A 12984-nucleotide genomic window follows, 5' to 3' on the forward strand; every position below is an offset into this window, starting at 1 on the left:
ATGCCATACCTGGACCATGCGGCGACCACGCCGATGCTGCCCGAGGCGATCGCCGCGATGACGGCGCACCTGGGGGTGGTCGGCAACGCCTCGTCCCTGCACGCGGCCGGCCGCCGGGCCCGCCGGGTGGTCGAGGAGTCCCGCGAGTCGCTGGCCGAATCGCTGGGCGCCCGCCCGAGCGAGATCGTGCTCACCGGCGGCGGCACCGAGTCCGACAACCTCGCGGTCAAGGGCCTCTACTGGGCCCGCCGGGACGCCGACCCGGCCCGCACCCGGGTGCTGTGCAGCCCCGTCGAGCACCATGCGGTGCTCGATGCGGTGCACTGGCTCTCCGAACACGAGGGCGCCTCGGTCGAGTACCTGCCGGTGGACGAGCACGGCCGGGTGCACCCGGAGGCGCTGCGCGAGTCGATCGAGCGCGCCCCCGCGTCGGTCGCGCTGGTCACCGTCATGTGGGCCAACAACGAGGTCGGCACCATCCAGCCGGTGCGCGAACTCGCCGCCGTGGCCGCCGAGTACGGCATCCCGATGCACGCCGACGCGGTGCAGGCGCTCGGTCAGGTCCCGGTCTCCTTCGCCGAGTCCGGGCTCACCGCGCTCACCGTCACCGGTCACAAGATCGGCGGCCCGTTCGGCATCGGCGCCCTGCTGCTGTCCCGCGGCGCCGCGCCGGTCCCGCTGCTGCACGGCGGCGGGCAGGAACGCGACGTCCGCTCCGGGACCCTGGACGCCCCCGGCGCCGCCGGCTTCGCGGCCGCCGCGGCCTGGGCCGTGAAGCACCGCGAGGAGCACGCGGTGACCCTCGGCGCGCTGCGCGACGACCTGGTGGCGGCCGTCCTGGCCGCCGTCCCGGACGCCGTGCTCAACGGCGACCCCGCCGCCGAGGGCCGGCTGCCGGCCAACGCGCACTTCTCCTTCCCCGGCTGCGAGGGCGACGCGCTGCTGATGCTGCTCGACGCGGCCGGCATCGAGTGCTCGACGGGTTCGGCGTGCACCGCCGGCGTGCCGCAGCCCAGCCACGTCCTGCTCGCCATGGGCGTCGACCCGCTGCTGGCCCGTGCCTCGCTGCGGTTCTCGCTCGGCCACACCTCGGCGCCGGAGGACGTCACGGCGCTCGCGCAGGCCATCGGCCCGGTGGTCCAGCGGGCGCGCAACGCCGGGCTGGCGTCGGTGCGGCGGTAGGCAGTTCCGGGGACGGGCACGTTCGGCGGCCACGTACTCTTGTAGTCACCATGACTGACTTCCCGGGTGCCCCGACCACTCCGTCCACCGGCCGACTGCGCGTGCTCGCGGCGATGTCCGGCGGAGTCGACTCCGCCGTCGCCGCCGCCCGGGCCGTCGAAGCCGGGCACGAGGTGACCGGCGTCCACCTGGCGCTGTCCGCCAACCCGCAGTCCTTCCGGACCGGCGCCCGCGGCTGCTGCACCATCGAGGACTCCCGGGACGCCTGGCGGGCCGCCGACGTCATCGGCATCCCGTTCTACGTCTGGGACCTCGCCGAGCGCTTCCGCGAGGACGTCATCGACGACTTCGTCGCCGAGTACGCGGCCGGCCGCACCCCCAACCCCTGCCTGCGCTGCAACGAGAAGATCAAGTTCGCCGCGCTGCTGGACAAGGCGGTCGCCCTCGGCTTCGACGCCGTCTGCACCGGCCACTACGCCCGGATCGTCGACCTGCCGGACGGCTCGCGCGAACTGCACCGGGCCGTCGACGGCGCCAAGGACCAGTCCTACGTGCTCGGCGTCCTCGACGCCGACCAGCTCGCCCACTCGCTCTTCCCGCTCGGCGACACCACCAAGGACGTCATCCGTGAGGAGGCCGAGCGCCGCGGCCTGGCCGTGGCGAAGAAGCCTGACAGCCACGACATCTGCTTCATCGCCGACGGCGACACCCAGGGCTTCCTGGCCAAGCACCTCGGCACCGCCACCGGCGACATCCTCGACACCGACGGCACCAAGCTCGGCGAGCACGACGGCGCGTACGGCTTCACCATCGGCCAGCGCAAGGGCCTGCGGATCGGCCGCCCGGCGGCCGACGGCAAGCCGCGGTACGTGCTCGACATCTCCCCGGTGGACAACACCGTGACGGTCGGCCCCGTCGAGGGCCTGGACGTCACCGCGCTCACCGCCATCCGCCCCCGCTGGTGCGGCACCGAGCCCCTGGCCGACGGCCGCTACACCGCCCAGCTGCGCGCCCACGGCGAGGAGGTGCCGGTGAGCGCTTCGGTGGTCGACGGCGAGCTGCACGTCCGCCTCGACACCCCGGTGCGCGGCATCGCCCCCGGCCAGGCGGTCGTGCTGTACGACGGCACCCGCGTCGTCGGCTCCGCGACCATCGCCACGACCGAGCGGTCGGCCGTCAGCGCCTGAAACGAACCCGGCGGCGTCATCCACGAGGATGACGCCGCCGAGTCCTCCGGATGACCACGGCCGGAGAATGCATCAATCGGGCTGATCCGGGGGCCCGGGCCACGAACCTAGTCTCACGGCCATGAACCGATCTCGCCGTATCGCGGCCGTCGCGGCCCTCGTTCTCGCCCTGCCCCTCCCGATCGCCGGGGCCGCGATGGCCTCGCCGTCGCCCGCCGCCGTGGCTGTCGCCGTGACCCCTGCGGCCTTCCACGGCGAGCTGCCCCGCCCGACCGGGCCGTACGCGGTCGGCGAGGAGGTGCTGCACCTGACCGACCAGGACCGCACCGACCCCTGGGTGCCCACAGCCGGGCCGCGGCAGCTGGCGGTGTCGATGTTCTACCCGGCCCGGCACGACACCGGCGTCCCCGCGCCGTACATGACCCTCGGCGAGGCACAGGGCTTCGTGGCGACGCGGGTCCCGCCGGGCACCGGACTCCGGCCGCAGGACGTCGCGGCCACCACGACCTACGCCTACAGCGGGGCCCGGGCCGCCGGCGGGAAGTTCCCGCTGGTCGTCCTCTCGCCCGGCTTCGAGAACCCCCGCGCCACCCTGACCGGCCTGGCCACCGACCTGGCCGGCCACGGCTACGTCGTGGCCCTGGTCGGCCACCCCTACGAGGACTCGGGGGAGACGCTCGCCGACGGCACCACCCCGGGCTGCACGCTGTGCGAGAGCGGCGCCCCGGACGCCCTCCCCGACAGCAGGGCGAAGGACGTGTCGTTCGTCCTGGACCGGCTGACCGGGCACGACCCCGCCTGGCGGCTGTCCCACCTCATCGACCGCGACCGCATCGGCATGGCCGGACACTCCATCGGTGGTGCCTCGACATTGAACGCGATGGCCGGGGACCGGCGGATCCGGGCCGGGGTCAACATGGACGGAACGTTCTTCCCGCCCGTCCCGGCCGACACCCTGCAGGGCCGCTCCTTCCTCCTGCTCGGCAAGCAGAGCAACCACGCGGTCGGCGGCGAAGACCCCACCTGGGGAGAGACCTGGGCCGGATGGAAGGGCTACAAGCCCTGGCTGGCCGTCGCGGGCACCACGCACGCGAGCTTCACCGACGTCCCGATCCTCGCCGCCGAGATCGGCCTGCCCATGCCGCCGGACATGACCACCTCGCCGGAGCGCGGCATGCAGCTCACCCGGGAGTACGTCGGGGCCTTCTTCGACCGCACCCTGAAGGGCGTCCACCAGCCCCTCCTCGACGGCCCGTCGCCGGCGAACCCGGAGGTGCTCTTCCAGCACCCGTGAGCGGTGGCCGTCCCGTTCCTCGGGGCCCGGCCGTCCGGTGCGGACGGCCGGGCCGCTCCGGTGCCACCTCGGGTCGTCGGCGAAGGCGACGACGCCCGACTCCGTACCCGCCGGCGAGGGAGATCGCCCGCTGGGTCGGCTCCGGCAGCGCGGCCGTCCTGCGCGAACAGTTCGTCCGCCGCCGGGGAGTCCCGCCCCGCTTGTGCCGCCGGGCCTTCACCCGCGTACCGAATCCTTCCGGCACAACGGAGTTGGGGGCGGCGTGAAATGCACTCCGCCCCTGAGCACCTACGCTGAGGAGCAGTGGCCGACGATGTCCGATGCGCACCCTCCGGAGAGGACGGCATGACCTTCTACGAGCAGCACCGCGACTTCATCGAGGAACTGGAGCGGATCGCCCCGGAGGGTGTCCGGATCGAATGGTCCGGAGACACGTTGATCATGCAGGCGTCTCCTTCCAACATTCATCAGCTCAACGTGGCCCAGGTGCGCAGGCAGTTCGAGCGGCATGCGCCCGACGGCTACCTCCCCACCGAGCGGAGCGAGATCGTCAGCCCGGACGTTTCGAAGGGGCGCGAGCCCGACCTGACGTACCTGCCGGTGGAGGTCCTCTCCGAGCCCGGCAACAAGGCCCCCGCCGCCGAAGCCCTGATCGCCGTCGAGATCGTCTCACCGTCCAATCCGGGCAACGACTGGATGGACAAGCTGCACGACTACGCCGCGATGCGCATCCCGCTCTACCTGATCGTGGACCCGCGCCAGCAGACGGTGACGCTGTTCTCGGAGCCGAACCGCGACCGCTACCACACCCGCAGTGACCGGAAGTTCGGCGATGCGATCGGCATTCCGGAGCCCTTCGGCTTCACCCTGAGCCTGTCGGAGCTCCTTCCGTACAAGGACTGACCTCCGGTGGCGGGCTCTACTGCACCTCGCCGTACCAGCGGCGGTGCACGACGGGCTCGACGCACAGGACCGCCGCACCCGCGGTCGCGCCGACCAGCAGGGCCGCAACGCCACCACCGTTGAGGACCGCGCCGCAGCACGCCGCGACGACGGCGAGGGGCCGCAGCAGGGTCAGCGGGCCGAGGCCGATGACCATCGCCAGGGTGCCGGCGCGGAACGGCAGGGTGAAGTAGGCGGCCAGCGACAGCAGTACCGCCGCCGCGTAGACGGCCAGGGGGAGCAGGTAGCCGAAGCCTCCGGCGGTCAGGGCCCCGAAGGTCCGTGCCCGGTCGGCGGCCGTCACCAGCACCAGGCCCGCCACCACGGCCGGAGCCGTCAACAAGGCGGCCCCGACGGCGAATCCCCGCCCGGCGGCCCGGAGGTTGCCCCGGTGCTTGCGGATGCGGGCGTCGCGGCCGGCGTAGGCGCGGAAGCCGCTGAAGGCCGCGTCGACCAGGCCCAGCAGCAGGAGCGACACGGCGGGTGTCATCGGGCGGCCCCGACCAGGTGCTCGGGCCCGACCAGCCGTCGGGCGCGGCGTCCGAGCGCCTGCCGCAGTGGTGCCTCCAGCTCCGGCCGCACCCCGATCACCGGCCGCAGGGTGGTGCAGAACGGGTTGGACAGCCCGCGCGGCTCGTACACCAGAGCCCGCATGCCGGGCACCGCCGCCGCCCGCAGCAGCACCTCGTCGGGGTGGGCCCGTTGTGCGGAGACCACGCCGTCGTGGCGGCCGAGCGGGTGGCGCATCCGGGCGCGGTGGAAGACCCAGGCGCCGATGGGCGCCAGGCCGGTGGCGGCGATGTCGAAGTGGCAGAAGGCGAGGGCGGGCGACGCGGCCTGTGCCCGGAAGAACTCTCCGAGGGCGTCCGCGCCGAAGTGGTGGAGCACTCCGGTGGAGACGTAGACCGTGGCGGCTTCCGGCAGTTCGAAGGCGTTGCCGTGGACGAAGCGGCAGTCGAGTCCCTCCGCCCGGGCGAGCCGGTCCGCTTCGCCGACGAGTGCGGCGTTGAGGTCCACGCCGACGAGTTCGACGTCGGGGCCGAGGGCGCCGGTCGCGGCGAGCCAGCGGACCAGGTAGCCGAGGCCGCAGCCGATGTCGACCAGGCGGTACGGCCCGGGCCGCCCGCCGTCCGCCGCCCGGATCGCGGTGAACAGCGGGCCGAGCAGGTGGACGAGGCGGTCGCCGATGCGCAGTTCCTCGCTGAGCCGCTGGAGTTCGGTGTGCACGCTGACGAGCAGCCGGTCGACGGCGACGGGGTCGAGTGCGCCGTCCCGGTCGGCGGGCAGTCCGGCGACGATCCGGGCCGCCCGTTCGTCCCCGCCCTCCCGCAGCTGCCGGACGACGTCCTCGCGCAGGACCGGGAGCCGCCGGCCGTCACGCGGGTCCACGGCCGTGATCAGGTCCGATATTTCGAGTTGGCGCACGCGCAGCACCTTAGGGGTCGCCACCGGCCGGGCGTAATGCCGGTGAGCGGGGGAGAGGCGGCGTGATAGACCAGTGAGCACTATGAACATCACTGTCTTCTGCTCCGCGTACTCGCTCGACGACCGCTACTCCGCCCCGGCCGCGGAGTTCGCCCGGCTCCTCGGGGAGGGCGGGCACACCCTGGTGTGGGGCGGCTCGAACGCCGGGCTGATGGGCCTGCTCGCCGACGAGGTGAAGGCGGCGGGCGGCACGCTGGTCGGGATCATGGTCGAGATGCTGAAGCACAAGGGGTACGTCGGCGCCGACGAGCTGGTCATGACCCGTGACCTCGCGGAGCGCAAGGCCGAGCTGGTGGGCCGGGCGGACGCGATCGTCGTCCTGGTGGGCGGGCTCGGGACGATGGACGAGGTCACCGAGGTGCTGGAGCTCAAGAAGCACGGGATGTTCGAGAAGCCGGTGGTCGTCCTGGACACCGAGGGCTTCTACGCGGGCCTGCGGACCCAGCTGGAGCGGATGGACGCCGAGGGCTTCCTGCCCCGGCCGCTGTCGGAGCTGATGACCTTCGCCGACACGCCCGCCGAGGTGTTTGCGCAGCTCAAGGCCTGAGAGGATCGGACCCATGGCTGCACATCTGATCACCGGTGCCGGTTCGGGCATCGGCGCCGTCCTGGCGGGCAGGCTCGCCGAGCGCGGGGACGACCTCTGGCTGCTGGCCCGCGACGCGCGCCGGGCCGCGGAGCTGCGGGAGCGCTTCCCCGGAGCGAACACCCTGGTCGGCGACCTCGGCGACCCGGCGAAGCTGTCCTGGGCCTTCGGGCACCAGGCGCTGCCCGTCGAGCTGGACTCGCTGCTGCACGTCGCGGGGGTGGTCGAGCTGGGTACGGTGGGCGAGCTGCCGGTGAAGGCGTGGCAGGAGACGCTGAACGTCAACCTGGTCGCCCCCGCCGAGCTGACCCGCCTGCTGCTGCCGTCCCTGCGCCTGGCCAAGGGCCACGTCGTCTTCGTGAACTCCGGTGCCGGCCTGAACGCCCACGCCGAGTGGTCGGCGTACGCGGCGAGCAAGCACGGCCTGAAGGCGCTCGCCGACTCGCTGCGCCAGGAGGAGCACGCGGGCGGCGTCCGGGTCACCTCGGTCTACCCGGGCCGCACCGCCACGGCGATGCAGGCCAAGGTGCACCAGCAGGAGGGCAAGGAGTACGAGGCCGGCCGCTGGATCGAGCCCGAGTCCGTCGCCCGGGCCGTCCTGGCCGCCCTGGACGCCTCCCGGGACGCGGAGATCACCGACATCAGCGTCCGCCCGGGCCGCTGAGACCGGGCGCTGAGACCGGGCGCGGAACCGGGCACCGGCGCCGCGCACTAGGCTCGGACGGGTGAGCACCCCACACCCCTTCCCCGACCTGCGCGGCGCCGCCACCGGTGTCGGATCGCTGCCCGGTACCGACGCCCGGGAGGCCGCCAAGACCTCCACCGGGGCGCTGGAGCACCTGCCGTTCCTGCCGGAGCTGCCCGCGCGCGGGCCGGGCGCCGACATGATCGGGCGCGGCGCCGGCTTCCTCGTCGAGCTGTTCGCGCAGACCGAGCCGAGCGGCTGGCGGTTCACCGACCGCCCCGGCCGGGACACCCGGCGGGCCCACTCGTGGCTCGGCGAGGACCTGGACGCCCTGGAGGAGTTCACCCAGGGCTACCGGGGCGCGCTGAAGGTCCAGGCCGTGGGCCCGTGGACGCTGGCGGCGAGCGTCGAGCTGAAGCACGGCGAGAAGGCGCTCGCCGACCACGGCGCCTGCCGGGACGTCGCCGGCTCGCTCACCGAGGGCCTGCGCCGCCACCTCGCCGACGTCCGCAGGCGGGTCCCGGGTGCGGAGGTCGTGCTGCAGCTGGACGAGCCCTCGCTGCCCGCGGTGCTGGCCGGAGCGGTGAGGACCGCGAGTGGTTTCCAGCGGCTGCGGGCCGTGGACCGACAGGTCGCCGAGGAGGTGCTGCGGGAGGTGATTCGCGGCCTGGACGCGCCCGTGGTGGTGCACAGTTGCGCGCCGGACGTCCCGATCCCGCTGCTGCGACGGGCCGGTGTCGCCGGCGTCTCCCTCGACTTCTCCCTCCTCACCGAGCGCTCGGACGACGACCTGGGCGAGGCCGTGGAGGCGGGCACGATGATCCTCGCGGGTGTCGTCCCCTCCACTGACCTGGGGATGTCCGACCCGGCCGGTAGTGTCCAGGGTGTCAGGACCTTGTGGCGCAGGCTCGGGTTCGCCCCGGAGTTGCTGGGCCGCCGCGTGCTGGTGACGCCGACCTGCGGGCTGGCCGGGGCCTCCCCGGCGTATGCGCGCAGGGCGCTGTCGCAGAGCGTGCGGGCGGCGCAGAGCCTGGTGGACAACCCGGAATGAGAACGTAGGAGGGCTTGCGGTGACGGCTGTCGAGGGCTGGGAGGACGTACCGGCGGAGGTGCGCCGGCGGCACGCCGAGCTGGCGCAGGAGATCACCGACCACCGTGCCCGGTACTACGAGCAGGACGCGCCGGTCGTCAGCGACTCCGAGTTCGACGCCCTGATGCGCGAGCTGGAGGCGCTGGAGGCCGGGCACCCGGGCCTGGTCACTCCCGACTCCCCGACGCAGAAGGTCGGTGGCGCCCCCACCGAGCTGTTCGCCGAGGTCGAGCACCGCGAGCGCCTCCTCAGCCTCGACAACGCGATGGACGACGAGGAGCTCGCCGCCTGGGCGGAGCGCGTCGCCGGCGAGCTGGACGGCATCGACTACCACTACCTGTGCGAGCTCAAGGTGGACGGCCTGGCCGTCAACCTCACCTACGAGAAAGGCCAGTTGGTGCAGGCGGCGACGCGCGGCGACGGCCGGGTGGGCGAGGACATCACCGCCAACGTCCGCACCATCAAGGAGATCCCGCACCGGCTCGACGGCGAGGACGTCCCCGAGCTGGTGGAGATCCGCGGCGAGGTCTACTTCCCGACCGAGGCCTTCGAGGCGCTCAACGCCTCCTTCGTGGAGGAGAACGAGCGCCGCCGCCGGGAGAACGAGGAGCGCGCCGCGGAGGGCAAGCGGCCCCGGGCGATGATCCGGCTGTTCATGAACCCGCGCAACGCCGCCGCCGGTTCGCTGCGCCAGAAGGACCCGCTGGTCACCGCCTCCCGTCCGCTGCACATGGTGGTGCACGGCATCGGCGCCCGGGTCGGCTTCGACATCGACAACCAGTCGCACGCCTACGAGTTGCTGCGCGGCTGGGGCCTGCCGACGGCCCGGCACAACCGGGTGGTGGGCACCCTCGACGAGGTGCGGGCGTTCATCGGGCAGTTCGGCGAGCAGCGGCACTCGGTCGAGCACGAGATCGACGGCGTGGTCGTGAAGGTGGACGAGATCGCCCTGCAGGGCCGGCTCGGGGCCACCTCGAAGTCGCCGCGCTGGGCGATCGCCTGGAAGTACCCGCCGGAGGAGGTCACCGGCAAGCTGGCGCAGATCCGCGTCGGCATCGGCCGCACCGGCCGGGCCACCCCGTTCGCGGTGCTGGCCGAACCGGTGAAGGTGGCGGGCTCGATGGTGCAGTACGCGACGCTGCACAACCAGCAGGTCGTCAAGGCCAAGGGCGTGCTGCTGGGCGACACCATCGTGCTGCGCAAGGCCGGTGACGTCATCCCGGAGATCCTCGGCCCGGTGGAGAGCCTGCGGGACGGCACCGAGCGGGAGTTCGTGATGCCCTCGCACTGCCACGAGTGCGGGGCCGAGCTGCGCCCGATGGCCGAGGGCGACATCGACCTGCGCTGCCCCAACGCTCAGTTCTGCCCGGCCCAGATCCGGGAGCGGATCGCCTTCCTGGGCGGCCGTTCCTCGCTGGACGTCGAGGGACTCGGCTACGTCGCGGCCACCGCGCTGACGCAGCCGCTGGAGCCGACCGAGGCGCCCGTGCAGGACGAGGGCGACGTCTTCGGGCTGACGATGGAGCAGCTGCTGCCGATCCAGGTGCTGGTGCGCGACCAGAAGACCGGCATGCCCAAGCTGGACGACCGCACCGGCAAGGAGAAGAAAGCCACCTTCTTCGCCAACCAGAAGGGCGAGCCCAAGAAGACCGCCGCAATCCTGCTGGAGAACCTGGAGAAGGTGAAGGAGCGTCCGCTGTGGCGGTTCCTCAACGGTCTCTCGATCCGGCACGTGGGGCCGGTCGCGGCGCAGGAGCTGGCCCGGGAGTTCCGTGACCTGGACCGGATCTTCTCGGCCACCGAGGAGGAGCTGGCCGCGGTCGAGGGCGTCGGGCCGATCATCGCCCGGTCGGTGGTCGAGTGGTACCAGGAGCAGTGGCACCGCGACATCCTGGAGAAGTGGCGTGCCGCGGGCGTCCGCTTCACCGAGGAGTTCGCGGACGAGGAGGAGGCGGAGCGCCCGCTGGAGGGGCTGACCGTCGTGGTGACGGGCACGCTGGCCGGCCACACCCGGGACGGTGCCAAGGAGGCGCTGACCTCGCGCGGAGCGAAGGTGACCGGTTCGGTTTCGAAGAAGACCGATTTTGTGGTCGCTGGTGACAACCCAGGATCCAAGTACGACAAGGCCGTTCAGCTTGGACTGCCGGTCCTGGACGACGCGGGCTTCGCCGTCCTGCTGGCCGACGGGCCGGCCGCCGCCCGTGCCCACCTGGGGCTTCCGGAGCCGGAGGAGGCCGCGCAGCCGCAGGAGGCACCCGTCGAGGGCTGATCCGGAACCGACCCGAGCGCCAGGTGGCCGAATCGGTGTTGTTATCGTCCTGATGCAACGTCACCGGGTGTCGTCCGGTGAGAGCGGGCATTGTGTCACTGTGCGACACCCGAGCGCGGTGGCGCGTTTCCGGTTGTCCGAAAGTCTGCCCACCGGGTCGACCCCGGCATACCCTGGAGCGCAACAGAGTGTCAGCAGGGGTGGGGGCACCGGCTGAGCCGGTGCTCCTCGGGGTCGCTCCATGCCCGGCAGCTGTCGGTACCGGCACGGTGCCTCACCGTAAGGCGGCCTGACGGGGCGGGCCCGACGGAGGACAGGGCTTATGGATCGTACGACCGGCGGCGCGCCCACACGCCCGCCGCAGGGGGTGGCGGGTGCGGTCCTGCTGCTCGGCGTGCTGCTGGCCGGAGCCGCGCCGCTCATCCCGCTGGCCGTCCTGGTCTACCGGTACGAACCCGAGCTGCTGCCGCTGTTCGCGGTGCCCCTGGCCGTGCTGGTGGCGGCCTGGCGGATCGCCCGGGACCGCGCCCGCGACCAGTTGACCGACCCCCTGACGGACCTGCCCAACCGTCAGGCCTTACTGCTGGCCGCCCAGGAGGCGATCGCGGAGTGCGACCAGGGCTACAGCGTCGGTCTCATCCTGCTTGACCTCGACCGCTTCCGATCACTCAACGACACACTCGGTCATACGGCCGGTGACCGGTTGCTGGTTCACATCGCCCGCCGACTGCACCGCGCGCTGCGCTCCGGCGGCCCGGCCGGCAGCCCCACCCGGGAGTCCATCGACGACGTCTTCGCCGGCCTGCCCCGGCACTACCGGCGCGGCCGCCCGATGGTGGCCCGGATGGGCGGCGACGAGTTCGCCGTCCTGCTGCCCGGCATCAACTGCCCGGACAGCCTGGAACGGGTCGCCAATGCGCTGATCGCCGAACTCGCCGCCCCGATCCGGCTGGACGGTCTGCTGCTCGTCCTGGAGGCCAGCGCCGGCGTCTGCGTCTACCCCCAGCACGCCCAGGACGCCGAGTCGCTGCTGCGCCGGGCCGACGTCGCGATGGGCCACGCCCAGAGCGGCCGCAGCGGCGTCGCCCAGTACGACGAGACCCAGGACGCCGACACCCCGTACCGCATCGGCCTCCTCGGTGACCTGCGGCGGGCCCTGGAGACCGGCGAGGTCCAGTTGCACTACCAGCCCAAGGTGGCCTTCGACGGCCGGGTGGTCGGCCTGGAGGCGTTGCTGCGCTGGGACCGCCCCGGCCAGGGCCGGGTCTCGCCGGACGAGTTCGTCGGGCTCGCCGAGTCCAGCGGCCTGATGCCCCGGCTCACCGACTACGTGCTGGAGGCGGCGGTCGGCCAGCTCGCGTACTGGCGCGACCAGGGGCTGCAGGTGCAGGTCGCGGTCAACGTCTCGCCCCGCGACGTGCTCAACCCCGGCTTCGCCCAGCGCGTCGCCGGGCACCTCGTGCGCCACCAGGTGCCGGCCCACGCGCTCCAGCTGGAGATCACCGAGCGGCTGCTGCTGGACGACTCCCGGCGGGCCGCCGACACCCTCGCCGAGCTGCGCGGCTACGGCGTCGGGATGTCCCTGGACGACTTCGGCACCGGGCACTCCTCGCTGGTGCGGCTGCGCAGCCTGCCGGTCGGCGAGCTGAAGATCGACCGCTCCTTCGTCTCCCGGATGGTCGCCGACGACCACGACGCGGCGGTGGTCCGCTGCTCCGTGGAACTCGCCCACTCGCTGGGCCTGACCGTGGTCGCCGAGGGCGTCGAGGACGACGAGACCTGGGAGCGGCTGCACTGCATGGGCGTGGACGCCGTCCAGGGCTGGCTGGTGTCGGCCGCGCTGCCCGCCGAGCAGGCCACCGCCTGGCTCCGGGTGCACCGCACCGGCGCCCCGCCGGTGGAGCGGCTGGGCGCGCCGCCCCCGCTGCGGGCCGGCTTCCAGCAGGTCCAGGGCGGCAAGCCGATCGTCCAGCCCGCCATCCCGCCGACGCTCCCGCCCGTCCTGCCGCCCGTACTGCCCCCGGTGCTGCCGCCGGTGGTCCAGGCGGTGCAGGCCGCGCAGATGGAGATCAAGGCGCCGGGCACGCAGAGTTGGGCCCGCTTCCGGCCGCAGTGACGCGCCCGGCGGCGGGGACGTCCGCCCGGCGGTGACGGGCACCTCGGCAAACGCGTTGGCCGGTGGCCGGTCCGGGCCCCATAGGATGGGGTCCAAAGACCATGAGGACGGAGCGCCGGACCCGGCTGCTCCTGCCCGGGCCCGGCAC

Annotated in this window: 10 protein-coding genes and 1 pseudogene; 9 read left to right on the top strand and 2 right to left on the bottom strand. The window is 73.2% G+C overall.

Going from position 1 to position 12984, the window contains the following annotated elements; all coding sequences use genetic code 11:
• The 4 genes from AB0D10_RS10895 (at position 1) to AB0D10_RS10910 (ending at position 4566) form a co-directional block, all read left to right on the top strand.
• Positions 1 to 1182, top strand: coding sequence for a cysteine desulfurase family protein (locus tag AB0D10_RS10895; RefSeq protein WP_360254149.1), 1182 nt, complete (start codon positions 1 to 3; stop codon positions 1180 to 1182).
• A gap of 50 nt (positions 1183 to 1232) precedes the next feature.
• Positions 1233 to 2369, top strand: a complete 1137-nt coding sequence (gene mnmA, locus AB0D10_RS10900; RefSeq protein WP_360254151.1) for a tRNA 2-thiouridine(34) synthase MnmA — start codon at positions 1233 to 1235, stop codon at positions 2367 to 2369.
• 121 nt (positions 2370 to 2490) lie between these two features.
• Positions 2491 to 3663, top strand: a complete 1173-nt coding sequence (locus AB0D10_RS10905) for an alpha/beta hydrolase (protein WP_360254153.1) — start codon at positions 2491 to 2493, stop codon at positions 3661 to 3663.
• 345 nt (positions 3664 to 4008) lie between these two features.
• Positions 4009 to 4566 (top strand): Uma2 family endonuclease, encoded by a 558-nt coding sequence (locus tag AB0D10_RS10910; RefSeq protein WP_360254155.1) that lies wholly within the window; start codon positions 4009 to 4011, stop codon positions 4564 to 4566.
• A gap of 16 nt (positions 4567 to 4582) precedes the next feature.
• On the opposite strand, the gene AB0D10_RS10915 is transcribed toward AB0D10_RS10910, so the two are convergent.
• Both AB0D10_RS10915 and AB0D10_RS10920 read right to left on the bottom strand, forming a co-directional pair.
• Positions 4583 to 5095, bottom strand: coding sequence for a hypothetical protein (locus AB0D10_RS10915; RefSeq protein ID WP_360254157.1), 513 nt, complete (start codon positions 5093 to 5095; stop codon positions 4583 to 4585).
• Complete coding sequence (locus AB0D10_RS10920) at positions 5092 to 6054, bottom strand: class I SAM-dependent methyltransferase (RefSeq protein WP_360254159.1); 963 nt, start codon at positions 6052 to 6054, stop codon at positions 5092 to 5094. The genes AB0D10_RS10915 and AB0D10_RS10920 overlap by 4 nt, the downstream gene beginning before the upstream one ends.
• A gap of 58 nt (positions 6055 to 6112) precedes the next feature.
• Here AB0D10_RS10920 and AB0D10_RS10925 point away from each other — a divergent pair, with 58 nt between their 5' ends.
• The 5 genes and pseudogenes from AB0D10_RS10925 to AB0D10_RS10945 all read left to right on the top strand — a co-directional run.
• Complete coding sequence (locus tag AB0D10_RS10925; RefSeq protein WP_360254161.1) at positions 6113 to 6637, top strand: TIGR00730 family Rossman fold protein; 525 nt, start codon at positions 6113 to 6115, stop codon at positions 6635 to 6637.
• 13 nt (positions 6638 to 6650) lie between these two features.
• Positions 6651 to 7340, top strand: coding sequence for an SDR family oxidoreductase (locus AB0D10_RS10930; RefSeq protein WP_360254163.1), 690 nt, complete (start codon positions 6651 to 6653; stop codon positions 7338 to 7340).
• 61 nt (positions 7341 to 7401) lie between these two features.
• Entirely contained in the window at positions 7402 to 8412 is a 1011-nt protein-coding gene (locus AB0D10_RS10935) for a methionine synthase (RefSeq protein ID WP_360254165.1), read from the top strand.
• Positions 8348 to 10720 carry an NAD-dependent DNA ligase LigA gene (gene ligA, locus AB0D10_RS10940; protein WP_360254167.1) on the top strand — a complete coding sequence of 791 codons (2373 nt, stop codon included), beginning with the start codon at positions 8348 to 8350 and terminating at the stop codon, positions 10718 to 10720. The genes AB0D10_RS10935 and ligA overlap by 65 nt, the downstream gene beginning before the upstream one ends.
• Positions 10721 to 11105: 385 nt before the next feature.
• Positions 11106 to 12593 (top strand): annotated as a pseudogene (locus tag AB0D10_RS10945) (bifunctional diguanylate cyclase/phosphodiesterase); the annotation flags it as partial.
• Between the last annotated feature and the right edge of the window lie 391 nt (positions 12594 to 12984).

Source organism: Kitasatospora sp. NPDC048545 (assembly GCF_040651155.1).
Classification (GTDB): Bacteria; Actinomycetota; Actinomycetes; order Streptomycetales; family Streptomycetaceae; genus Kitasatospora.

Coding starts and splice junctions, on each gene's coding strand:
- AB0D10_RS10895 (WP_360254149.1), top strand. CDS start 1: ATGCCATACCTGGACCATGCGGCGACCACGCCGATGCTGCCCGAGGCG.
- mnmA (WP_360254151.1), top strand. CDS start 1,233: ATGACTGACTTCCCGGGTGCCCCGACCACTCCGTCCACCGGCCGACTG.
- AB0D10_RS10905 (WP_360254153.1), top strand. CDS start 2,491: ATGAACCGATCTCGCCGTATCGCGGCCGTCGCGGCCCTCGTTCTCGCC.
- AB0D10_RS10910 (WP_360254155.1), top strand. CDS start 4,009: ATGACCTTCTACGAGCAGCACCGCGACTTCATCGAGGAACTGGAGCGG.
- AB0D10_RS10915 (WP_360254157.1), bottom strand. CDS start 5,095: ATGACACCCGCCGTGTCGCTCCTGCTGCTGGGCCTGGTCGACGCGGCC.
- AB0D10_RS10925 (WP_360254161.1), top strand. CDS start 6,113: ATGAACATCACTGTCTTCTGCTCCGCGTACTCGCTCGACGACCGCTAC.
- AB0D10_RS10930 (WP_360254163.1), top strand. CDS start 6,651: ATGGCTGCACATCTGATCACCGGTGCCGGTTCGGGCATCGGCGCCGTC.
- ligA (WP_360254167.1), top strand. CDS start 8,348: ATGCGCGCAGGGCGCTGTCGCAGAGCGTGCGGGCGGCGCAGAGCCTGG.